General features: G+C 63.1%; 3 protein-coding genes. All 3 read right to left on the bottom strand.

From position 1 onward, the window contains the following. Window positions 1-72: 72 nt before the first annotated feature. The 3 genes from KW837_RS26150 to KW837_RS26140 are packed head-to-tail and all read right to left on the bottom strand — an operon-like array spanning window position 73 to window position 25,007. On the bottom strand, window positions 73-13,746 hold the full coding sequence (locus tag KW837_RS26150) for a non-ribosomal peptide synthase/polyketide synthase (protein WP_218399043.1): 13,674 nt from the start codon (window positions 13,744-13,746) through the stop codon (window positions 73-75). Between the two features lie 12 nt (window positions 13,747-13,758). Further along, window positions 13,759-21,588 carry a non-ribosomal peptide synthetase gene (locus KW837_RS26145; protein WP_218399042.1) on the bottom strand — a complete coding sequence of 2,610 codons (7,830 nt, stop codon included), beginning with the start codon at window positions 21,586-21,588 and terminating at the stop codon, window positions 13,759-13,761. Next, window positions 21,585-25,007 carry a non-ribosomal peptide synthetase gene (locus KW837_RS26140; protein WP_218399041.1) on the bottom strand — a complete coding sequence of 1,141 codons (3,423 nt, stop codon included), beginning with the start codon at window positions 25,005-25,007 and terminating at the stop codon, window positions 21,585-21,587. Before KW837_RS26140 ends, KW837_RS26145 begins: the two co-directional genes overlap by 4 nt. Between the last annotated feature and the right edge of the window lie 174 nt (window positions 25,008-25,181).

The raw sequence follows: 25,181 nt of genomic DNA, 5'->3' as shown, positions 1-25,181 counted from the left end.
AAGAATCCTTATGTCCGTAAAAAAGGGGCGCGCCTGAGCAACGCCCCCCAGCAATGATTAAAACCCCGGCTCTCAGCCCACCCGCGCCATGCAATGCTCGATCAACGCCTCAAGCTCGCGCTGATAATCCTGCATCAACGACTCCAGGGTGCTGGCCCGATAACGCTGGGTGCTGTAGATGCAACGCAGCGCCAACTGACCGTCGTACACCTGGCCGACGATCTCCAGCCAGTTGCCCAGATTGGCCTGCAAGCTGTAGTTGTCGCCGCTTTCTTCCAGCGCCGGCACCAGCAACGCTTGCTCGTCGAAGCTCTGGTCGAACTGCCCCAGATAGTTGAACGTCACCCGTGCCTGCGGCAGGTCGGCCAACTGGCGGGCCAGTTGCGGGCCGGCCAGATGACGCAACACGCCATAGCCGATGCCCTTCTGCGGGATGGCCGCCAATTGCGCTTGCACGTTGACGATCGACGCGCCGATGTCCGCGCTGTCGGGGGTGAGCCGGACCGGGAACATGCTGGTGAACCAGCCCAGGCTGCGACTCAGGTCGATGTTCTCGAACAGGTCTTCGCGGCCGTGCCCTTCCAGCAAAATCAGCGCCGACGGCTGTTCGCTCCAGCGGCACAACGCCCGGCTCAGGGCCGACAGCAGCAAATCGTTGATCTGCGTGCGATAGACCGCTGGTGCCTGCTTGAGCAACTGCTCGGTATGCTCGCGGGACAACTTGAGCCGCGCCTGAGCCTGGTGACGCACCTGATTCTTGCCGCGACGGTTGTCGCACGGCAGGTCGATACCCGGCTGATCCAGTTGCTCCAGCCAGTAGCCCAATTCCTGCTCGGCAATCACCGGCGCCTGCGCCTGCAACGCTTCGGCAAACGCACGATAGCTGCTGGTGCGGATCGGCAATTGCGGTTCGATACCCATCACGCAAGCCTCGTAGGCCACCTTCAAGTCGTCGAGCAGTATCCGCCACGACACGGTGTCGACCACCAGATGGTGGATGACCATCAACAGCCGCGCCTGGCCGTCCGGCAAGGCGATGTGCACCACACGCCAGGCCGGTCCATCGTCGAGTTTGAGGCTGCGCTGAGTCAGGTTGGCCAAGGCTTCGACCTGCTCACTGCTCTCGACCTCGCGGCGCCACAACACCGGTTCGCGGCGCTCGGTCGGTGCGGCATAGCGCTGCAACCAGCGCCCGCCTTCCTGACAGAAACGCAGGCGCAAGGTGTCGTGGTGGTTTTCGATCCAGCCCAATGCCTGTTCCAGGGCATCCAGATCCAGCGTCTGACGCGCACTCAGCAAAAACGACTGGTTGTAGTGATGAGACTCGGCCATGCCCTCGGCAAAGAACCACTCCTGAATCGGCAGCAGATTGAACAACCCTTCACTGGCCACATGGGTCAGGTCCACCGCCGGTTGCGCAGTGCTCGCCTTGACCACGTCCTGTTCGACGATGCCGGCGATGGTCTGGTAGCGCATCAGATCGCGCAGCTTGAGGTCCATCTGCAGGGTCGGGTGGTTCCTGACCCGGGAAATCACTTGCAGGCTCAGGATCGAGTCGCCGCCCAGTTCGAAGAAGTTGTCGCTGATACCGACCTGCTCCACCTGCAACACCTGCGCCCAGATGTCCGCCAGCAGTTGTTCCTGCTGATTGCGCGGGGCTACGTATTCCTCGCTTTTGAATTCCGGCTCGGGCAATGCCTTGCGGTCGAGCTTGCCGTTGGGGGTGATCGGGAAGGCACTGAGGCAGACGATCTGCGCCGGCACCATGTATTCAGGCAAAGTGCTGCGCAGACCGGCCTTGAGTTCATCACCCAGCGCCTTATCATCCACGTGCTGCCCGGCCTCGGTGACGACGTAGCCGATCAGTTGCTTGCCAGAAGCATTGTCCCGGGCGATCACCAGGGCGTCGCTGACCTGCGCCAGTTGCCGCAGGCTGGCCTCGACTTCACCCAGCTCGATGCGGAACCCGCGCACTTTGACCTGATGGTCGATGCGGCCGACGTAATCGACCACGCCATCCTGGCGCAAGCGCACCAGGTCGCCGGTGCGGTACAGCCGCTCGCCGCTGGCAAACGGGTTGGGCACGAAGCGTTCGCAGGTCAGGTCCGGCCGGCCATGGTAACCACGGGCAACCCCGTAGCCACCGATGTACAACTCGCCGGCAAAACCGGGCGGCAGCGGATTCAGTTCTTCATCCAGCACATACAGGGAACGTGCGCCCACTGCCCGGCCGATCGGCGCATAGGCCGCTTCACACTGCTGGCTCACCGGCACTTTCCACAGCATCGGCGTGACCACGGTTTCCGTCGGGCCATAGCCGTTGGTGAAGTACTCGGGACGCAGCGCCGCCTTGACCTGTTCGAAGGTCTGGTCCGGCACCGCATCGCCACCGAAGCAATAGATGCGCACCGGCGGCGGTGCAATTGCGCTGGCCGCGGCGTACTCGGCCAGTTGCTTGAGGTAGGCCGGCGGGAAGCAGGCGATGGTCACGCCGTACTCGTGCAGCGCCTGGTAGGTCTGCTCCGGCGTCCACAGGCAACCGTCCCGCACCACCAGCCGGCCACCGCTGTACAGCGTACTCAACCAGCGTTCATGGGCACCGTCGAAGGCGAACGACATGAAGTGCAGCTCGCAACTGCGGGTGTCCATTTCATACAGTTTGGCGATGGCCTGACAGTGCATGCTCAACGGCCCTTGGGTCACCGCCACGCCTTTTGGCCGCCCGGTGGAACCCGAGGTGTAAACCAGATAGGCCAGTCCTTGCTCCAGCACACGGCACACCGGCGCCTCATCGGCATAACGGGACTCGTCGAGGTGATCCAGCTCAAGGCGCAACAGGCCCTCGGGCACCGGTAACGTCGCCCGCAGGCTGCTCTGAGTCAACAGCAGCGCCATGCCCGAATCTTCAATCATGTACGCCAGACGCTCCGGCGGATAATCAATGTCCAGCGGCACATACGCCGCGCCGCTTTTGAGCACCGCGAGGAAGCTGACGACCATTTCCAGCGAACGCGGCAGTGCCACGCCAATCACCACTTCCGGCCCCGCGCCGTGTTCGATCAAGCAATGGGCCAGACGATTGGCCCGTCGTTCCAGCTCGCCGTAGCTCAGGCTCAGCCCGGCGCATTGCACCGCTATGGCCTCGGGTTGAATCAGCGCGTGTCGGCTGATCAGCTCTGGCAACAGCTGCGGCTGATGATCCGCTGGCGGCTCGGCGCTCCAGGTTTGCATCGCCTGCCATTGTTCAAGCGACAGGCGCTGCAGGTTACCCAGGCGTTCGTCAGGCGCGCGCATCATCGCCTCAAGGGTGTTTTCCAGCGTCAGGCGAATACCCTCCACCGCCTCGGCACTGAAGTGGCTACGCAGGTACAGGTATTCAATCGACAGTTCGTCGCCGAGCGTCACCGCCAGGTCCATCGGCACGTTCGTCACGTCATGGCCGATGGATTTGCCGAAGCTCAGGCCGCTATCGTTGTCCTCTTGCAGGCGGTCGTCGATCGGGTAGTTCTCGAACACGATGATGCTGTCGAACAGCGCCTGCCCGCCCAGGCCGGACCAGCGTTGCACGTCCGCCAACGGAGCCTGGGAATGGTCGCGGATATCCAGGTTGTAAGCCTGGATCCGGTTCAGCCAGTCTGCCAGGGGCTGATCCGGTTCCAGCGTCTGAATGATCGGCAAGGTGTTGATGAACAAACCCAGCATGTTGCCGACATTGGGCAAACTCTCGGGACGCCCGGACACCGTGGCACCAAAGGTCACGGTGTTTTTCCCGGTGTAGCGCTGCAACAACAGCAACCATGCACCCTGGATCAATGTGTTCGGGGTAATCCGCAGATCGCGGCAGAACTGCAGCAGACGACCGGTCTGTTGCGCGTCCCAATGGGAGTAAATGGCGTTGTGGCCGGGTTCATCGGACACATGCCGCGGATGGATGGCCTGGCTCAACGCCGTCGCCTCGTTGACCGGGGCCAGCCGGGCTTTCCAGAACAGCTCCCGGGCGTCCTGGTCCTGGGCTTGCAACCAGGCGATGAAGTCGCGGTAGCGGCCGTTTTCAGCGCTGATTTCACCCTTGGCGTAATGCTGGATCACCTCACCAAACAGTCGCGAGCTGCTCCAGCCGTCCATCAGGATGTGGTGACTGGTCCAGACCATTTGATACTGATCTTCAGTGCTGCGAATCAACAACACTCGCTGCAGTGGCGCATGGGTCAGCTCGAAGCCTCGCGTGCGGTCCTCGGCGGCCCGCGCGGCGATGTCCGCCTCGCTGGCGTCGCGATCGCGCCAGTCGAGCACCTGCAAATCGAGCGTCGCCTGACGCTGGACAATTTGCAGCGGTTTGGCCAAGCCATCGTGCCAATGGAAGCTGGTGCGCAGGATGGCCTGACGCTCGATGACCGCCTCCCAGGCCTTGCGGAAACGCTCAACATCCAGACCGCCCACCGGCAAACTGATCTGATTGACGTACAGGCTGGAACCATTGTCCGACAAGGTATGGAACAGCATGCCCTCTTGCATCGGCGACAGCGGATAAATGTCTTCGATCCGGGACGGGGCTATCGGCAAGGCGTCCAATCGGGCCTGATCCAGATGCGCCAACGGGAAGTCCGACGGCGTGACGCCGTGACTGTCCGGCTGGCAGCAATGCTCGATCAGCAGTTCCAGCTCCCGGGTGTACTCCTCGGTCAGACGTTCGATGGTCGAGGCGTTGAACATATGCGTGCTGAACGACCAGCCGACACTCAACTCGCCGCCGTACACCTGGCCATTGAGCGTCAGCCAGTTACCCAGCAGCGCATCGTCACTGTGCTCTGCGCCCTTGCCCTCATCGGCCGGCACAAACAAGGCACCGCTCTGGCTATCGAAGCTGCCGTCGAACTGGCCCAGGTAGTTGAAGGTGATACGCGGTGTCGGCAGGGTTCGCAGCGACGCCTGGCAAGCCTCGTCCCCCAGATAACGCAGCACACCGAAACCAATGCCACGATCCGGAATTGCGCGCAGTTGCTCCTTGATTTGCTTGATCGAGCCGGCCAGCTCCTGGGTCGGGGTCAATTTGACCGGGAACAGGCTGGTGAACCAGCCGACCGTGCGGGTCAGATCGAGGCCATCAAACAGATCTTCACGACCATGGCCTTCGAGCTGAATCAGCACCGACGACTGTTCGCTCCAACGGGCGATTACCCGTGCCAGCGCCGTCAGCAACAGGTCGTTGACCTGTGTGCGGTAAGCCGCCGGGGTCTGTTGCAACAGTCGTCGGGTCAAGGTCGGGTTCAGGCGACTGTAAAGCGTCAAGGCATGGCGGCTCTGCAGGCTGCCCTGGGGGTTATCTTGCGGCAGCGGCGCGTCGTCCGAGCGCTGCGCCTGCCAGTAAGGCAGTTGTCCAAGCAGCGATTCACTGCGGGCGTGAGTTTGCAATTGCTCCGCCCACTGCTTGAAGGACGTGGTCTTGGCCGCCAATGCCAACGGTTCGCCGGCCAGTAACTGGCGGTAGCTGCCCTGCAAATCCTCCAACAGGATCCGCCACGACACACCATCGACCACCAGGTGATGAACGATCAACAACAAGCGCTGCTCGCCCTCAGGCAAATCGAACAACACCGCGCGCAACAACGGGCCTTGTTGCAGATCCAGGCTGCGTTGGGCTTGTTCGGCGACGCGTTCCAGGTGGGCGGCATCACTGACCGATTCCAGCCACAACGGTGACAGGCGCTGTTGTTCCACGGTCCGATAGCTCGCCGACCAGCTGTCTGGGGTTTGGGTAAAGCCCAGGCGCAGGCCGTCGTGATGATCGATCAGCGCGTGCAGGGCCTGCTCAAGTGTCGCGGCCAGCAGAGGGTTCAACGGTTTGAGCAGCACCGACTGATTCCAGTGATGACGCTGCGGCAAGGGTTGTTCGAAGAACCATTGCTGAATCGGCAGCAACGGTGTCTCACCTGTCACCGGGCCTTGATCGGTTGGCGCCAGGGCTTTGCCGAGCTGCGCGACAGTGGCCAGCCCCTGGACGGTCTGCTGCTGGAACAGATCCTTGGGCGTGAAGCTGATGCCCTGCTGACGCGCCCGGCTCACCACCTGGATGGAGATGATCGAGTCACCGCCCAGGGTGAAGAAGTTGTCGGTCACGCCGACTCGCTCGAGTTTCAGAATGTCTTGCCAGATCCCGGCAATCTGCTGCTCCAGTGCGGTGCGCGGTGCCACGTAATCGCGTTGCAGCTGGTTGGCGTCCGGGGTCGGCAAGGCCTTGCGGTCGAGTTTGCCGTTGGGGGTCAGCGGCAATTGTTCAATGAACAACCATTGCGCCGGCACCATGTAATCCGGCAGGTGCGCCTTGAGTCCGGCCTTGAGCGCTTCGCTCAGATCGTCCTGCTGTTGCGGGCTCAGGTCAGACTGCGTCGGCACCACGTAAGCCACCAATTGCTGACCGCTATGACCTTCCACTGCCAGCACCAAGCCTTCGCGCACGCTGTCGTGGGCCAGCAGGCGCGCTTCGATTTCACCGAGTTCGATACGGAACCCGCGCACCTTGACCTGATGGTCGATGCGGCCGACGTACTCGATCACACCGTCTTCACGCAAGCGGGTCAGGTCGCCGGTGCGGTACATCCGCTCGCCGTTGCTGGCCAGCGGGTTGGGCACAAAGCGCTCGGCGGTCAGGCCCGGGCGGAACAGATAGCCACGGGTAATGCCGTCGCCGGCCAGGTACAGCTCGGCGGCAACGCCAATCGGCGCGGCCTGCAATTGGGCATCGAGCAAGTGCGCGGTGGTGTTCACCAGCGGCCGGCCGATGTTGGCCTGGCCGCCGGCTTCGCGACGGGTGCAGGTCGAATAGGTGGTGTCTTCCGACGGCCCGTACAAATCGTAAACGTGCTCGACCGAGGTCTCGCGGTACAGCGTGTCCACCAGCGTTTGCTTGAGCGGTTCTCCCGCGAGGTTGATGATGCGCACGCCTTGCGGGATCTGCCCGGCACGCTGCAACGCAGCGATGGCCGACGGCACGGTGTTGATCAGGCGCACCTGATCGCGCTCCGGCAGGTCCGGCAGTTCCAGGGCGTTGCGCGCCATGATGAACGAGCCGCCGCGGGCCAGGGTGACGAAAATCTCCCACACCGACAGGTCGAAGCACACTGAAGTCGAGGCCAGCACGCCTTGCAGGTCCTCTTCGCTGTACACCTCGTGCGACCAGTGGATCAACGCCTGCACGTTGCGATGAGCAATCGCCACGCCCTTCGGTTTACCGGTTGAACCGGAGGTATAAATCACATACGCCAGGTTGGCAGAATCAATCCGGCCCTCAAGGTTGTGCGGTGCCAGGTCAGCGAAGGCCTGACCGCCCGCCTCGACCCACACCACTTGCGCCTGGGTCTCGGGCAATTGCGACAGCAAATGCGGCTGGGTCAGCAACACCCGCGCCTGACTGTCGTCGAGCATGTAGGCCACGCGATCCGCCGGGTAGTCCGGGTCCAGCGGCACGTAGGTGCCACCGGCCTTGAGCACCGCCATCAAGGCAATCACCAGTTCGGCGGAACGAGGCATCGCCACGCCCACGCGGATTTCCGCACCGACCCCCAGTGTTTGCAGATGACGGGCCAGTTGATTGGCGCGGCGATTGAGTTCGGCATAGGTCAAACCAGCACCGGCATGCCGCAAGGCAATCGCCTGTGGCCGCGCTTCGACCTGGGCTTCAAAGCCTTGATGGATCAAGGCCTGGGTCGGATACGCGGCGTGATGGTCATTCCATTCGGCCAGGGTGCGCAGCTCGCTCGCCGGCAACAGGCCGATCTCGCCCAGCAAGCGTTGCGGTGCGTCGAGAAACTGGCGCAGCACTTCTTCCAGATGAGCGGCCAGGCCGACAACGCTGCGCTCGGCGAAGTGCTCGGTGAGGTAGTTGAAGTCCAGGCTCAACACCTCGCCGGCACCGGCGATCAGTGTCAGACCGTAGTTGGTTTGCTCGCGATGTTCGAGACCGCTGAAACGCAGTCCACCCGGATTGGCCTCCAGGGTGTCGGACACCGGGTAGTTTTCAAACACCAGCAAGGTGTCGAACAACGCTTCACCGTTGAGCGCGGCCAGGCGTTGGATGTCTTGCAACGGCGTCTGTTCGTAATCGCGCAGCAGCAGGTTCTTGTCCTGCACGCTGCGCACCCAGTCGCGGACACTGCACGTCGCTTGCGGGCTGGCGATCACCGGTAGGGTATTGATGAACAGGCCCAACTGTTGCTCGATACCCGGCAGGTCCACCGGGCGACCGGACACCGTCGCGCCGAAGGCGACGCTGCTCTGCCCGGTATAGCGCTGCAATACCAACAGCCACGCGGCTTGCACCAGGCTGTTAAGCGTCACTTGCTGCTGGCGCGAGAAACCGTTGAGGCGCTGGGTGAAGGCGGCGTCAAAGGTCAACTTATGCACGCCTTTGCCGGGGCCGGGCACGGTTTGCCCGTGGCAAGCCGAGGCCAGCCGCGTCGGTTCGTCCAGTTCGGTCAACTGCCCGCGCCAGAAGGCTTGCGCCGCGTCCTTGTCCTGGCGTTGCAGCCAGGCCAGGAAGTCGCGATAACGGCCCTGGGCACTCGGCACCGGATGCCCGGCGTAATCCTGCAGCACTTCGCCAAACATCCGCGAGTTGCTCCAGCCGTCCATGAGAATGTGGTGGCAGGTGAAGATCAGGCGATGACGATCATCGGCGGTGCGCAGCAGGCACAGGCGCAGCAGCGGCGGATTCTGCAAGTCGAAACCGCGTTCGCGATCAGCCAAGGCACGGGCCTCAAGCACGGCTTGCACGTCCGGCTCTGCACGCACATCCACTTCCGGCATTTCCAGGGTCAGCTGGCGATTGATCACTTGCAGCGGTGTATCGAGGCCGTCGAGGCCCCAGATGAAACCGGCGCGCAGCACTTCATGACGATCCACCACTCGCTGCCAGGCTTGCTGGAAGCGCGGTACATCCAGCCCGTCGATATCCAGCAGCATCTGATAGACGTAAGCGCTGGCGTCGGCGTCGTACAGGCTGTGGAACAGAATGCCCTGCTGCATCGGCGCCAGCGGGTAAATGTCCTCGATCCGCTGCGCCGCAATCGGCAGGCTGTCCAGATGCGCCTGGGACAACCCGGCCAACGGCACATCGGAAGGGGTCAGGCCGCCGCTCGGATGATTCAGGCAATGCTCGATCAACTCACCCAGCGCAACTTCATAAGCGCGGGCCAGGGCGTTGATGGTCGCCTCTTCAAACACGTCACCGCTGTAGGTCCAGGTCAGGCTCAATTGCCCCTGGTAGACGCGGCCGTCGATGGTCAGCCAGTTGCTCATCGGCGCCTGTTCGTCCTGCCCGGCGCCCTTGTCTTCGGTGGCCGGCACCCACAGGGCGCCTTCGTCGAAGTTGTTATCGAACTGCCCCAGGTAGTTGAACGTCACCTTGGGTTGGGACAAGCCGCTCAGGGCCGCTTGCGCCTCATCACGTCCCAGATACCGCAGCAAGCCAAAGCCGATGCCTTTGTTAGGGATCGAGCGCAGTTGTTCCTTGATGCCCTTGATGGACGCTTCGAGGCTGGTCTGTGGAGTCAGGCGCACCGGGAACATGCTAGTGAACCAGCCCACGGTACGGCTCAGGTCGAGGTCGTCGAACAGGTCTTCGCGGCCATGCCCTTCGAGCTGCACCAGGGCGCTGTCGGAGGCGGTCCACTCACACAAAACCCGGGCCAGTGCGGTCAACAGCAAATCGTTGACCTGAGTGCGATACACCGCCGGCGCCTGCTGCAGCAGTTGCCGGGTGCGTTCGGCATCCAGACGCGTATCGACGCTGCGCTCGAAACGGTTCTGCAGTTGTCCATCAGGGTTGTCCAGCGGCAAGTCCGCCGGCGCTTCGGCCAGTTGTCCGCGCCAGTAATCCAGCTCGGTTTCCAGCCCGGCGCTGCGCGCATAACCTTGCAGGCGTTCGCCCCAATCCTTGAACGCCGTGGTCTTGGCCGGCAGGCGCAACGGCGTGCCCGCGCTCAGTTGTTGATAGGCGGTTTGCAGGTCTTCCAGCAGAATCCGCCACGACACACCATCGACCACCAAATGGTGGATCACCAACAGCAGTCGCTGGCTGGCGTCGGGCAAATCCACCAATGCAGCACGGATCAACGGGCCGTCGCTCAGGTTCAGGCTGCGCTGCAGCTCCAGGCACAGCGCCGGCAACGCTTCGCTGTCTGACAACGTCACGGTGCGCAGCAGTGCGTGCGGCTGATCGACGGCGGCATGCTCCTGCACCCAATCACCGGCGGTCTGCCGATAGCGCAGACGCAAGGCATCGTGATGCCGTTGCAGATGTTCCAGGGCCTGCTCCAGCACAGCCGCTTGCAGAGGTTCGGCCGGGGTCAGCAGGATCGACTGGTTCCAGTGCTGACGCTGGGGAATGTCAGTGGCGAAGAAGTACTGTTGAATCGGGGTCAGCACGGCCGCGCCGAGCACATCACCTTGCATCGCCTGCACCGCATCGCTCTGCTGTGCGACGGAGGCCAGGCGTTGCACGGTCTGGTGCTGGAAGATGTCTTTGGGCGAGAAGCGAATGCCCGCCTGACGCGCCCGGCTGACCACCTGAATCGAGATGATCGAATCGCCGCCCAGTTCGAAAAAGTTGTCGTTGAGCCCGACCCGCTCGACTTTCAACACGTCCTGCCAGATCTCGGCCAGACGCTGTTCGAGTTCGCTGCGCGGTGCCGCATAAGCCTCTTGCACCAGGCTCACATCGGGGTTGGGCAGTTGCTTGCGATCGAGCTTGCCGTTGGCCGTCAGCGGCAGGCGGTCGAGGAACACCCAGCTGACCGGCACCATGTAGTCCGGCAGGCTTTCCCGCAATTGCGCCTTGATCGAATCGCGCAAGTTGGCGTGGGCGTCCGCGTCCAGTGGTTCGCTCGGCACGATCCACGCGGCCAGTTGCTGCCCACTGAGCCCTTCGACCGCCAGCACCACGGCTTCACGCACCGCGTCATGCTTGAGCAATTGGGTTTCGATTTCTCCCAGCTCGATACGGAAACCGCGAATCTTCACCTGATGGTCGATACGGCCGATGTACTCGATCACCCCGTCGCCGCGCAGCCGCGCCAGGTCGCCGGTGCGGTACAAACGTTCACCGGCCACAGGGTTGAACGGATCCGGAACGAACCGGGTGGCGCTCATGCCTGGCTGGTTCAGATAGCCCCGCGCGAGCCCGGCCCCGGCGATGTACAACTCGCCAATGCACCCTTGGGGCACCAGGTTCATCGCGTCATCGAGCAAGTACCACGACAGGTCGACAATCGGCTCGCCGATCGGGCTGCTGTGGGTCTGCTGCAAGTCCGCCATGGACAGCGGGCGGTAGGTCACATGCACGGTGGTTTCGGTGATGCCGTACATGTTGATCAGGGTTGGCGCGCGATCACCGAAACGCTCGAACCAGGGGCGCAGGCTCTGCACTTCCAGCGCTTCACCGCCAAACACCACGTAACGCAGCGCATGGTTGCGCGACGAAGCGCTGGCCACTTGCATCAGCGGTTTGAACGCCGACGGCGTCTGGTTCAGAACGGTGACCTGTTCATCGCAAAGCAAGGTGTAGAACTCTTCCGGTGAACGGGTGACGTCGTGGGGCACCACCACCAATTTGCCGCCGTGGAGCAGCGCGCCGAAGATTTCCCAGACCGAGAAATCGAACGCGTAGGAATGGAACAGCGTCCAGCTGTCTTCGGGACCGAAACCGAACCAGTGATCAGTGGCACTGAACAGGCGAATGACATTGCCATGGGGCAACAACGCGCCTTTGGGCTTGCCGGTGGACCCGGAGGTGTAGATCACATACGCGAGGTTGTCTGCCGTAGTCATGCACGGCGGATTGGCCGTGCTGCTGTCCTGTGGAGGTTGATTCAGATCCAGGCAGGCCAGCCCCGGTGGAATCGGCAGCTGCGCCAGCAGATGTCCCTGGGTCAGCAACAGCTCGATCCCGCTGTCCTCGATCATGTAGCGCAAACGGTCGTCGGGGTAGCTCGGGTCCAGCGGCACATAAGCGCCACCGGCCTTCAGAACGGCGACAATGGCGACGATCATGTCCAGCGAACGCTCCACCGCCACGCCCACCCGAACATCGGGGCCCACGCCACGGGCGATCAGCAGATGCGCCCATTGGTTGGCCTGTTGATTGAGTTCGGCGTATGTCAACCGTTGCCCGGCGAACACCACCGCCGGCGCCTGCGGATGACGCTCGGCCTGAGCCTCGATCAACTGATGAATGCACTGGCTGACCGGGTGCACCACCGGGCTCGGGTTCCAGTGCGCGAGCAGTTGCTGTTGCTGCGCGTCATCGAGCACCGGCAGTTGGGCAATGCGCTGGGTCGGGTCCTGAACGATCGCCCGCAGCAGATTTTGCCAATGCTGGGCCAGGCGCTCGATGGTCGCAGGCTCGAACAAATCGGTGGCGTACTTGAGCACCGCTTCAATGCCATGGGCCTGTTCGGTGGTGTTCAATACCAGGTCGAACTGCGCGGTTGCGCTTTGCCATTCCAGCGGCTCGATGCTCAAGCCGTTCAACCGAGTCTCGACACTGATCCGGCTTTCGGCCTGGTGGTTGAACATCACCTGGAACAACGGGCTGTGACTCAGGCTGCGTCCCGGCTCCAGTGCTTCCACCAGTTGTTCGAACGGCAGGTCCTGATGCGCCTGGGCTTCCTGGGCGGTTTGCCGAACCTGACGTAGCAGATCGACGAAGCTGGCTTGGCTGTCTACGTCCGCCTTGAGCACCTGGGTGTTGACGAAGAAACCGATCAGACGCTCGATCTCCACGCGCCCGCGGTTGGCTACCGGCACACCAACGCGGATGTCCGCCTGGCCGCTGTAGCGGTGCAACAAGGCCTGGAACGAGGCTAGCAACAACACAAACAGCGTGACGTTTTCCCGTCGGGCGAATGCCTTGAGTCCATCGCTCAGGGCCGCATCCAGAATCAGATTGTGGCTGGCCCCGGCAAAGCTCTGTTCCACCGGGCGCGCACGGTCGGTGGGCAGCTCCAGCACCGGTTGCTCGCCGCCGAGCTTTTGTTGCCAGTAAGCCAGTTGACGTTCCTGTTCGCCGGCCTCCATCCATTGCCGCTGCCACAGGGCGTAGTCGGCGTATTGAATCGGCAGGGCCGGCAGCCCGGCGTCATGCCCGAGGTTGAAACCGGCATATAGCTGCACCAGTTCCTCGATCATCACCTGCAACGACCAACCGTCCGACACGATGTGGTGCAGGGTCAGCACCAGCACGTGATCCTGCGGGGTGACTTGCAGCAGGGCCGCGCGCAACAGCGGGCCGGTCTGCAAATCGAAAGCTTGCTGGCTCTGGGTCTGGACGAAGGCCTGGATCGACGCCTCAGGATTTGCCGCCAGTTCAGGGCTCAGCTCGTGAGTATCCAGGGCAAACGATCCTGCGGGCAGGATCGTTTGCAAGGGTTGCCCGGCGTCTTGAGTGAACACCGTGCGCAAGGTTTCGTGACGTTCGATCAGCGCCTGGACGCTGCGCTGCAACGCGGCCACCTCCAGCGGGCCCTGCAAGCGCAGGGCCGTCGGAATGTTGTAGGCCGCGCTGTGCGGCGCCCATTGCCAGAGAAACCACTGGCGCTGTTGAGCGTAGGACAGCAACAACGGTTCTTCAGCCGTGCGCTTGAAAACCGGGGCAATGTCAAAAAGGTTGACGCCTTTCTGCTTGAGCAGAACCGCCAGAGCCTTTCTTTGCTTAGCCGAAAGTTGTCCTACCGACTCGATTAACTCTTGCACGCGTTGTTCCCCTCAAGAAATCAGTTTTTCCAGATCATCGAGGGATAGACGTTTGAGGGCCTCCAGGGATTTAGCCAATTCGTCCTGAACCGGTGATAAATCGACGCGCAACGCTTCGATGCGGGTGCAGAACGCTTGCAGGGTGTCGGCTTCGAACAGTTCCTTGAGCGGCACCTTGTCACCCAGGCGTTCCTTGATCCGGGTCACCACCAGCGTCGCCAGCAACGAATGCCCGCCCAACTGGAAGAAGTTGTCCGTCAGACCGACGCACTCGACTTCCAGCACCTCTTGCCAGACGGTTGCCACTTCCCATTGCAGATCGGTGTGCGGCGCTTCGTAACGCTGCAGCGTCGGATTGCCGCCCAGCGCCATCAGGGCCTTGCGATCGAGCTTGCCATTGGGGGTCAGCGGCAGCGCGTCGATCACGTGCAGATGGCTTGGCACCATGTGCGCCGGCAAACGATTGGCCAGGGCCGCCCGCAGGCTTTCCGCCAACGATAAATTGCCCGGTTGGCTCGCTACGACGTAGGCATGCAGGTGTTTACCCGCCGCGCCCTCCTGCGCCAGCACCACGGCTTCGCGCACCTCGGGCTGTTCCAGCAATCGGGCTTCGATCTCGCTCAGCTCGATGCGGAAGCCGCGAATCTTCACCTGATGGTCGGCGCGACCGATGTACTCAATCGTGTCGTCTGGCCCCTGGCGCACCAGATCGCCGGTGCGATACAGCCGCTCACCATGAGTGGCGAACGGGTCCGGTACGAAGCGTTCCGCAGTCAGGCCGGGACGCAGCAGATAACCTCGGGTCACGCCGGCACCGGCCAGGTACAACTCGGCCGCCAACCCTGCCGGCAACACCTGCAACTGACTGTCGAGCAGGTAGGCCACGGTGTTGTCCAGCGGCCGCCCAATGTTCGCCCGGCCGTTGGCGGTGCGCAGGGTGAAGGTCGAATAGGTGGTGTCTTCCGACGGCCCGTACAGGTCATAAACCTGCTTGACCGAGGTGCTGGCGTACAGCGTATCGACCAGCGTCTGCTTGAGCGGCTCGCCGGCCAGATTGATGGTGGTGACCGACGCCGGAATCTGCCCGGCCCGTTGCAGCGCGGCAATTGCCGACGGCACGGTGTTGATCAGCGTCACGCGCTCACGGGCCGGCAACTCGGACAGCGCCAGGGCGTTGTCCGCCAGCACCATGCAACCGCCGCTGGCCAGGGTGACGAAAATTTCCCACACCGACAGGTCGAAGCAAATCGAAGTCGAAGCCAGCACGCCACGCAGCTGCTCATCGCGGTAAACGCCCTGCGACCACTGGATCAGCGCCGCGAGGTTAGCGTGGGTGATCGCCACGCCTTTGGGTTTGCCGGTGGAGCCGGAGGTGTAAATGACATAGGCCAGGTTCTGCGACACGATCTGGCTGACGGGCGCCGTGGACGGATACCCGGCGAGCCATTCGGCGCCCTCTTCGACCAACAGCACTTGAGACGGCAACGCCTCGGGCAACATCGCCTGCAACGCGGCTTCGGTCAGCAGCACCGCTGCGCAACTGTCCTCGAGCATGTGCAGCAAGCGCTCTTGCGGATATTCCGGGTCCAGCGGCACGTAGGCACCGCCAGCCTTGAGGATCGCCAGCAACCCGACCAGCATGTCCGGGGTGCGGCGCATGCACACGCCCACCCGCACTTCCGGCCCGACACCCAGCGCTTGCAGCTTGTGCGCCAGTCGATTGGCCCGGGCGTCGAGGCTGCGGTAATCGAGGGTTTGCTCGGCAAACAACACCGCCGCAGCTTGCGGTTGGCGTTGTACCTGCGCGTCGATCCGCTCGACCACGTTGCGCGAATCCAGCGCCGTGATCGCAGCCTTGCCCCAGTCGACAGCCGCTTGACGCGGGGCGCCGTCCAGCAGTTGCAACGCGCCCAGAGGCTGCGAAGCATCCGACATGAATTGCATCATCAGGCCTTCGAGCCGGGTGCTCAGGTCGGCGATGGTGGCGTGATCGAAACAGGCCTGGTCGAAGCTCAAGCCCAGGGTCAACTCGCGACCGGTAACCGCCACCAGCGTCAACGGATAGTGGGTCTGCTCCTGACGCGAGAGGGCGGAAAACTCGAGACCGGTGGCAGAGCCTTGGGCCAGCGCTTCGGCCATCGGGTAGTTCTCGAACACCAGAATACTGTCGAACAGCGCACCCGCGCCCTGCCCCGCCCAGCGCTGAATATCGTAGAGCGGCGTGTGCTCATGTTCGCGCAGGGCCAGGTTGAGGCTCTGCACCTGCTGAATCCACTGGCCGACCGGGATCTCGGCGGATGGCGCAGCCACCACCGGCAAGGTATTGATGAACAGGCCGATCTGCTGTTCGACGCCGGGCAAGTCCGTCGGCCGACCGGCCACGGTGGCGCCGAAGACCACGGTGTCCTGGCCGGTATAGCGCTGCAACAGCACCAGCCACGCGGCTTGCATCAGAGTATTGAGGGTGACCTTCTGCTCGCGGGCGAAGCGGTTCAGGTCGCCGGTTTGTTGTTCGCTGAACACATGCTGGTAGTCGGCATAACCGCTGGCCAACGTCTGACTGACCGGCATGGCGCTGGCCAGGCGGGTCGGCTCCTGAAGGTCAGCCAATGCCGACGTCCAGAACTCGCGACTGGCCTGAACATCGCGCTGGTCCAGCCACTCGATGTAATCGCGATAGCGTCCCGGGGTCGCCGCCGGGGTCATGCCGGCATAGCGTTGCAACACCTCGCCGAACAACTGCGAGGTGCTCCAGCCGTCCATGAGAATGTGATGACTGGTGTAGATCAAGTGATGCTGCGCTTCAGCGGTTCGCACCAGCAACACGCGCAACAGCGGCGCGTGGTCCAGTTCGAAACCGGCGGCCAGATCCTCTCGGGCCAACTGATCGAGCGCTGCGTGAAGGTCATCACGACCGCGCCAGTCCTGTACGGTCATGGGCATCTGCACCGTCTGCCTTACAATCTGCACCGGCGCGTCAGCATCCTCGGGCCAGACGAATACTGTGCGCAGAATCTCATGGGCCTCCAGTGTCTGCTGCCAGGCCTGACGGAAACGCTCGGCGTCGAGCTGCCGTACATCGACCCGCAATTGATTGGTGTAGGCCGGGCCGTCCGGTTCGTTGAGGCTGTGGAACAGGATGCCCTGCTGCATCGGCGACAACGGATAGAGATCGCTAATATCCCGTGCCGGCACCGGCAGCGCCGACAGTTGCGCCTGAGTCAGGCTCAGCAGATTGAAATCCGACGGCGTGACTCCGGCATGTTCACCGACAGTGCAATGTTCGATCAGTCGTTCCAGTTCATGGCAATAAGCATCGGCCAGCGCCTGAATGGTTTGCGGGCGGTACATGCCTTGGCCGAACGTCCAGCTCAATTCCAGTTCACCGCCGTAGACCTGGCCATCGACGCTCAGCCAGTTGCCCAAGGGCGCATCTTCATTCTGATGCTCACCGGTGCTTTCGGCAGCCGGCACCAACAGTGCGCCATCAGCGGCACTGAACGCGCCGTCGAACTGGCCGAGGTAGTTGAACGTAATGCGCGGCGGCGGCAATTCCCGTAGCGGTTCGAAGCCTGCGAGGTAGCGCAGCACGCCGTAGCCGATGCCTTTGCCCGGCACCGCTCGCAGTTGTTCCTTGATCGCGCACAGCGAAGTGCCCGGCTCTGCCTGTGGAGTCAGGCGCACCGGAAACAAACTGCTGAACCAGCCGACGGTGCGACTCAAATCGAGGTCGTCGAACAGGTCTTCGCGGCCGTGGCCTTCGAGCTGGATCAGCACCGAATCCTGTTCGCTCCAGTCACACAACACCCGCGCCAGGGCCGTCAGCAGCAAATCGTTGATCTGGGTGCGATAGGCGGCCGGTGCCACTTTGAGCAGCGCGTGGGTCAGTGTCTTGTTCAGGCGTGAAGTGGCCCGAGCGGCTTGGCGACGAGTCTGGACGGTCTCGGGGAAGTCCCTCGGCAAGTCGCTGTTATCGCCCTCCAGCGTGCGCTGCCAGTAATCGCGCTCAGCCTTCAAGGCATCGCTTTGCCCGTAACGGTGCAGGTGTTGCGCCCAGGCCTGGAGCGAACTGCTTTTGCCCGGCAGGACAATCGCCTTGCCAGCCGCCAACGCGGTATAGGCTTGCTGCAAATCTTCCAGCAGCACCCGCCAGGACACGCCATCCACCACCAGGTGATGGATCACCAGCAGCAAACGTTGTGTTGCGTCAGGCAGGTTCACCAGCACCGCGCGCACCAGCCGGCCCTGTTGTAAGTCGAGACTGCGCTGGGCCTGGGTGGCCAGCGCTGGCAAATCGGCAAGGTCGTCCAGTGCCCGCACCCACAACAGGTCCGTGTGGCGCTGCGTCTGGAATGTCGCCTGCCAAGTCTCGCCCGATGCCTGGAAACTCAGGTTCAGCGCATCATGCTGCTCGACCAGGGCGGCCAATGCGTTGTGCAGATGGGTCGCGTCGAGGGGGATTTGCGGTTGCAGCATCACCGACTGGTTCCAGTGGTGGCGCTGAGGGATGTCGGTCTGGAAGAAGCGGGCCTGGATCGGCAACAACGGCAGCTCACCACTGATCTTTTGCACGACGCTGGCGGCCGGTTTGCTCTCGATCAGCTTGGCCACCGCCGCCAACTGGCCGATGGTCTGTTTCTCGAACAGTTGCTTGGGGCTCAGCTTGATGCCCTGGCGTTTGGCCCGGGCGATGATTTGCAGACTGAGAATCGAATCGCCACCCAGCTCGAAGAAGTTGTCGGTGCTGCCCACTTGCTCAAGCTTCAGGACATCGGCCCAGATGGCGGCAAGCTTCTGTTCGATCTCGCCCACCGGGGCAACAAATTGCTGCATGACCAGCCCCGGCGCCGGCAAGGCACGCTTGTCCAGTTTGCCGTTGGCGGTCAGCGGCAGGCGCTCCAGCACCACGATCTGCGCCGGCACCATGTACTCCGGCAGGCAGGCCTGTAACTGCTGGCGCAAGGCGTCGACATTCAACGGCAAGTCAGGTGCGGCCACGCAGTACGCCACCAGTTGCAGGCGCGTTTCATCCCCGTCCAGCGGCAAGGCCAACACTGCGGCCTCGCTTACACCGTTCAGGCCCAGCAGTACCCGGGCGACTTCCGCCGGTTCCACTCGATAGCCGCGCACCTTGACCTGATCGTCGGCACGTCCGATGAACTCCAGCGCGCCCTGGCGATTGCGCCGCACCCGGTCACCGCTGCGGTACACCCGCGCGCCGGCGGCACCAAACGGATCCGGCAGGAAGCGTTCGGCGGTCAGCCCCGGTTGCCCCAGGTAACCCAGCGCCACACTCTCACCACCGATATACAGCTCGCCCGCCACCTGATCGGCGACCGCGTTGAGCACATCGTCCAGCACGTAGACATGCGCACCCGACAACGGACGGCCGACCGGCACGCTGCGGGCACCCGAGTCGAGATCCTTGAGCTCATGGGTCAACACGCCGACCGTGGTTTCACTCGGGCCATAGTGGTTGATGAACCGACAGCCCGGCTTGAGTCGCCGCACTTGTTCGAGCAATGCCGGCGAGCAGGTTTCGCCGCCCACGATCAATGCGTGTTGCGGCAATACATCGGCGGCCCGGGACGCTTGCATCAGCGCCGCCAAATGCCCCGGCACGATCTTCAACACGCCCACTTGGTGCCCGGCCATGTAATCGGCAAACCGGTCCGGGTCGAAGCCCAGCTCCTCCGGCAATACATGCAACAGGCGCCCGGAGCACAGGGCACCAAACAGCACGGTAAATCCCAGGTCCGCCGCAATGGTCGAGACCAGCGCCATGCTCGCCGCTGGCTCCAGCGCCAGACGTTCCAGCGCACCGCGCACGTAACTGGCCAGAGCGCCGTGGCTCACCAGCACGCCTTTGGGTTGGCCGGTGGAACCGGAGGTGTGAATCACATAGGCCGCTGCATCCGCCGACACTATCAGCGAAGGCTTCGTCGTCGGCTGGTCCTGCCAGCATTCGGGGGCGAAGGCCAGCCCTTGGCAACCGGCGACCGCCAGGCTGCTTTCCCGCGCGTCGCCTGCGGCACACAGCAGGACTTTCGCCTGCGCGCCTGCGAGCATCTGCTGCAATCGCGCGGCCGGCGCCTTGACGTCCAGCGGCATGTACACCGCCCCGGCCTTGATCACCCCTAACACACAGGTCAGCCACTCCAGTGAGCGCTCCATCAGCACCGCCACTGGCTGCCCGTTTTGCAAACCTTGCGCACGCAGGTAGTGGGCCAGGCGATTGGCGTCCTGATCCAGCGCCTGGAAACTCAAGGTTCGTTCGAGACAGCGTGCGGCCAGCGCCTCAGGCTGTGTGACCACCTGACGCTCCCATTGCTGCAACACCGATTCTGCCGGCTGCCGTGGCGCCAGCGCCGGTTGCACAGGTGTGGTTGCAAGACTGTGCAGCGGCGCCTGCGGGGCGCTGAGCAATTCGCGGAACAGACCGAGCAGCGTCGGAATGAACGCCTCGATGGTCGAGTGCTGGTACAGGTCGCTGGCGTAGGTCATTTGCCCGTGGATCAGCGTGCCGTCATCAGTGATGTCCAGCGCCAGATCGAAGTGCGTGCCTTGTTTGTCCAGTGGATACTCGGTAACGCTCAGGCCCGGCAGGTTCATCGAACGCTGGGTCTGCATACCGACGTTCTGGTTGAACTTGGCCTGGAACAACGGGTTATGCCCCAGGGTTCGCTCGGGCACCAGTTCATCCACCAGTTGCTCGAAGGGCAGCTCCTGATGGGCCTGGGCACCGAACGATGCTTCCCGAACCCGAGCCAGCAAATCGTCGAAGCTGCCGCGCTCATCGACCTTGCAACGCAACACCTGAGTGTTGACGAAGAAACCGATCAGCCCTTCGACCTCGGAGCGCCCACGGTTGGCATTGGGCACGCCGACGCGGATATCGCGCTCGCCGCCAAGACGCGACAGGAACAGCGAAAACCCGGCCAGCACCAGCATGAACAAGCTAATGCCCTGAGCCCGGGCAAAGCCATTCAACTGCCGGGACAGATCCACACCGAAATCAAAGCTCAGGGTCTGGCCTTCAAAGCTCTGGGTCAGCGGCCGGGGGAAATCCGCCGCCACGTCCAACAGCGGATGCTCTTCACCCAGTTGCTGACGCCAGTAATCGAGTTGCCGCTCGCCCTCGCCGGCCTCCAGCCAGCGACGCTGCCAGATCGCGTAGTCGGCGTACTGCAACGGCAACGCCGGCAACTGCGGTTCGCGCTCCAGGCTGAAGGCCTGATAACACTGCACGAATTCCTTGACCATGACGTCCATCGACCAGCCATCGGAGACGATGTGGTGCATGCTCACGATCAGCACATATTCATCGTCGGCCAGACGGAACAGGCTGGCCCGCAGCAATGGCCCATGGAGCAAGTCGAACGGTTGCGCCGCCGCTTCCTGAACCTGCCGCGCCAGCTCGGTTTCACGTTCTTGCACGGCGACGTTCGACAGATCGACGCGTTGCAGTGGCACGCTCTGCTGGTCGAGGATGACCTGGCTCGGCGGGTCGTTGTCGGTCTGGAACACCGTGCGCAGCACTTCATGACGCGCCACCAGATGATCGAAGGAACGCAACAGCGCGGCCTCGTTCAGTTGCCCGTGCAAGCGCAAGCCGGCGGCCATGTTGTACGCGGCGCTCTGCGGGTCGAGCTGCCAGAGAAACAGCAGACGTTGCTGGGCAAACGACAGCGGGATCACCGCGCAGTCGTGACGACTGACCGGCAGCGGCAACAGGCTGAAGTCCTTGCCCTCCTCGCGCAGTTTGGCGAGAAACAGTCGACGTTGCTCCAGCGGCAAACCGACGAACCTTTTAGCGATACGCTCCGCCATATTGCCGCTCATACTTCAACTCCCTCCAAAGAACTCATGAACTGATCCATGTCGGACCAGTCGTTATCGCTTGCACCGCCGGCCAGCGCGGCCAGTTCCAGGGCCAGATCGCCCAGCAGCGGTGTCTCGAACAGGCTGCGCAACGGCAGCACCACGCCCAACTGGCTTTTGATCCGGGCGATCACTTGCGCGGCCAGCAACGAATGCCCGCCCAACTCAAAGAAATGGTCATCGACACCGACCCGTGGCACTTGCAGCACCTCGATCCAGATCTGTGCCAGAGCCTGTTCGGTGTCGGTTTGCGGTGCGCGATAGCTGCTCTGTAACTGGCTCGGATCGGGGATCGGCAAAGCCTTGCGGTCGAGTTTGCCGCTGGGGGTCAGGGGCAGGCGCGGCAACAGCAGCAAATGACCGGGCACCATGTAGTCCGGCAGGTTCTTCTGCAGTGAGGCCCGGATTTGCTGACGCAGAATCACTTGCTCTGCCGCGCTGCCGAGCACGCTCTGATCGACGACCAGATACGCCACCAGTTGCGGGCCACCAGTCAGGGACAATGCCAGCACCACCGCCTCACGAATCCCCGGGCATTGCTGCAACCGCGACTCGATTTCCCCCAATTCAATGCGGAACCCGCGAATTTTCACTTGGTGATCGACGCGACCGATGTACTCCACCGCGCCGTCGTCGCGCAGCCGGGCACGGTCGCCAGTGCGGTACAGGCGCTCGCCGACCGCGAACGGATCGGCGATAAACCGTTGGGCGCTGAGCGTCGGCTGTCGGTGATAACCGCGGGCCAGGCCCGGCCCGCCGATGTACAACTCGCCCACCGCCCCTTGCGGCAGCAGGTTCAAATCGTCGTCGAGCACGTACAACCGGCGTTGCTCCAGGCCGTGACCGATCGGAATGCCGCGCCACGACACCGCTTCGGCGGTCAATGCGCTGCAATCGTGGATAGTCGAAACCACCGTCGCCTCGGTCGGGCCATAAGTGTTGAGCAAACGCACATGGCCCAACCCGGCGCGTTGCCACAGGCGCAGCCCGTCCACCGCCATCGCCTCGCCGCCCACATGAATCTGGCGCAAGGCACCGAAGTGGACCGGCGGGTTGGCCGCGTAATCCTGCACCACCGAATACCAGTAAGCGGCCGGCAAATCCGCCAGGGTAATGCCTTGTTCGACGATCACTTCGTGCAACGTCGCGCTGTCCCACAGGCTCGCATCGCGCAGGACGACACAGGCGCCATGGCACAGCGGCGGGAAAAATTGCTCGACGAAACCGTCAAAGCTGCTGGTGGCGAATTGCAGTACGCGATCACCTTCGCGCAAATCGCTGTAGTCGATCGCCCGCGCGATGAATTCACTCAGCGCACCGTGACTGACGGCCACGCCCTTGGGCCGGCCGGTGGAGCCGGAGGTGTAAATCACGTACGCGAGGTTCTGCGGATCCACCGTCACTTGCAGGTTGTCTTGATTCGCAGCGGCGCTGTCCGGTAGCTGGTCCAGACACAGGCAATCGATGCCATCGAGCGCCGGCAAACTGCTCAGCAGCGGGCTCTCGGTGAGCAACAGTTTCAGTCCACTGTCATCCAGCACATGGCGCAAGCGTTCGGCCGGGGTGTGCGGGTCCAGCGGCACATAGGCGCCGCCGGCCTTGAGCACGGCCAGCAACGCCACGGCCAGTTCCAGCGATCGCCCCAACGCCACACCGACCAGCACATCGGGGCCGACGCCTTTGGCGCGTAACTGATGGGCCAGACGATTGCTGCGAGCATTCAGTTCGGCATAGCTGAGTGAGGGCGACTGATCACCAACGAAGATCACGGCGCGGGTCTCGGGCGTGCGCGTCGCCTGGGCCTCGAACAGCTGCGGCATGCCGGGCAGCAGCGCCGGGATGGCGACAGGTTGAATCAAGCGCTCGCGCTCATCCGTGCCAAGCATCGACACCTCGCCCAGCGGCTGTTGCGGATCACGGCAGACCGACACCAGCACGTTGTGCCAATGCTCGGCCAACGCGGCGATGGTTTGTGCATCGAAGAGGTCGGTGGCGTAGGTGAACGCGGCAAACAGTTGCTCGCCCTCCTCCCGGGTATCGAGCATCAGGTCGCTGGTAGCCGCATGCTGACGCCCGCTGCCGACCATTTGCTGCTCGCTCAGATAGCCGACCTGCAAACCGCAATCGAGGCGCACGTCCTGCAGATCGATCACCAGCGGCTGGTGGTTGAACATCACCTGAAACAACGGATTGTGACTCTGGCTGCGGGCCGGTTGCAGGGCTTCGATCAACGCGTCGAACGGCAGCTCCTGATGGGTCTGGGCGCCAAGCGCCGCCTGACGCAGGCTCTGCAGCAGGTCGCTGAAGCGGGTCTGCGGGGTGACCTCGCTGCGCAGGATCTGGGTATTGACGAAGAAGCCGATCAAGCCTTCGGTTTCACTGCGGGTGCGGTTGGCGATCAGCCCGCCGACGCGGATGTCGGTCTGGCCGCTGTAGCGGTGCAGCAAGGTCTTGAAGGCGGCCAGCAGCACCACGAACAGCGTCACGCCCTGGCGCTGGGCGAGGGTTTTCAGCGCCTGGCGCAGGGCCCCATCGATGACTTTCTCCAGGCGCGCGCCCTGGTGGCTGGACTGGGCCGGATAGGCACGGTCGGTGGGCAATTCGAGGATCGGAGGCTCTTCACCCAACTGCGTGTCGCCCAACTGCGTGCGCCAGTAATCGAGTTGGCGCTCGCACTCCCCGGCTTCCAGCCAGCTGCGCTGCCACAAGGCATAGTCGCGGTAGTGCACGGTCAGTGCCGGCAAGGTCGGTTGCCGCCCCGCCACCAACCCGTCGTAGGTGCGCATGAACTCGTCGATCAGAATGTTCATCGACCAGCCATCGGCAATGATGTGGTGCAACGTCAGCAACAGCACGTGTTCCTGTTCGGCCAGGCGCAACAGGCGAAGGCTCAGCAACGGCCCCTGTTGCAAATCGAAGGCCTGAGTGGCTTCGGCCATCATGTGCTGTTGCGCCTGCGGCCAGCGCCGTTCCTCAGGCAAGGCACTCAGGTCGTTGATCGCCAGCGTCAGGTCATGGGGTTCGGCCACTCGCTGGAACGCACGTTCGCCCTCCTGGCCGAAGGTGGTGCGCAGGCACTCATGACGCGCGACAAGCAGGCTGAACGCGCGCTCCAGCGTCTCGGTTTGCAGCGCGCCGCTCAGGCGCACCGCCATCGGCAGGTTGTAGGCCGCGCTCTGCGGATCCAGCTGCCAGAGAAACCACATCCGCTGCTGGGCATAGGACAGGCCGTCACGCTCATCGGCCCCGACACAGGAGGTCATGGGAAGCTGCGCAAAATCGATGCCTTCGCGGGCCATGCCGGCCAGAAACAAGCGACGCTTGTCCTGTGGCAGTTCGATAAAACGGCGGGCGAGTTTCTGTGCGTCTGCGGCATTCATGCATGGGGTCCTTGCTGATCGGCGGCGTGACCAGGAGGCCCGGTCGTATCAACAAGAACGAATGGCTGGCGCGATGATTTAGCGGTACAGACAAACGCGGCCAGTCAGTTGAGGTGCAGAACCTGTGGGAGCGGGCTTGCTCGCGAAAAGGGCGTGTCAGTCGACATTAATGTT

It is taken from the genome of Pseudomonas sp. PDM24 (genome assembly GCF_019218905.1).
Taxonomy (GTDB): Bacteria; Pseudomonadota; Gammaproteobacteria; order Pseudomonadales; family Pseudomonadaceae; genus Aquipseudomonas.
The sequence above is the reverse complement of the archived record's forward strand: the minus strand, read 5'-3'. Positions and strand labels throughout refer to the sequence as shown.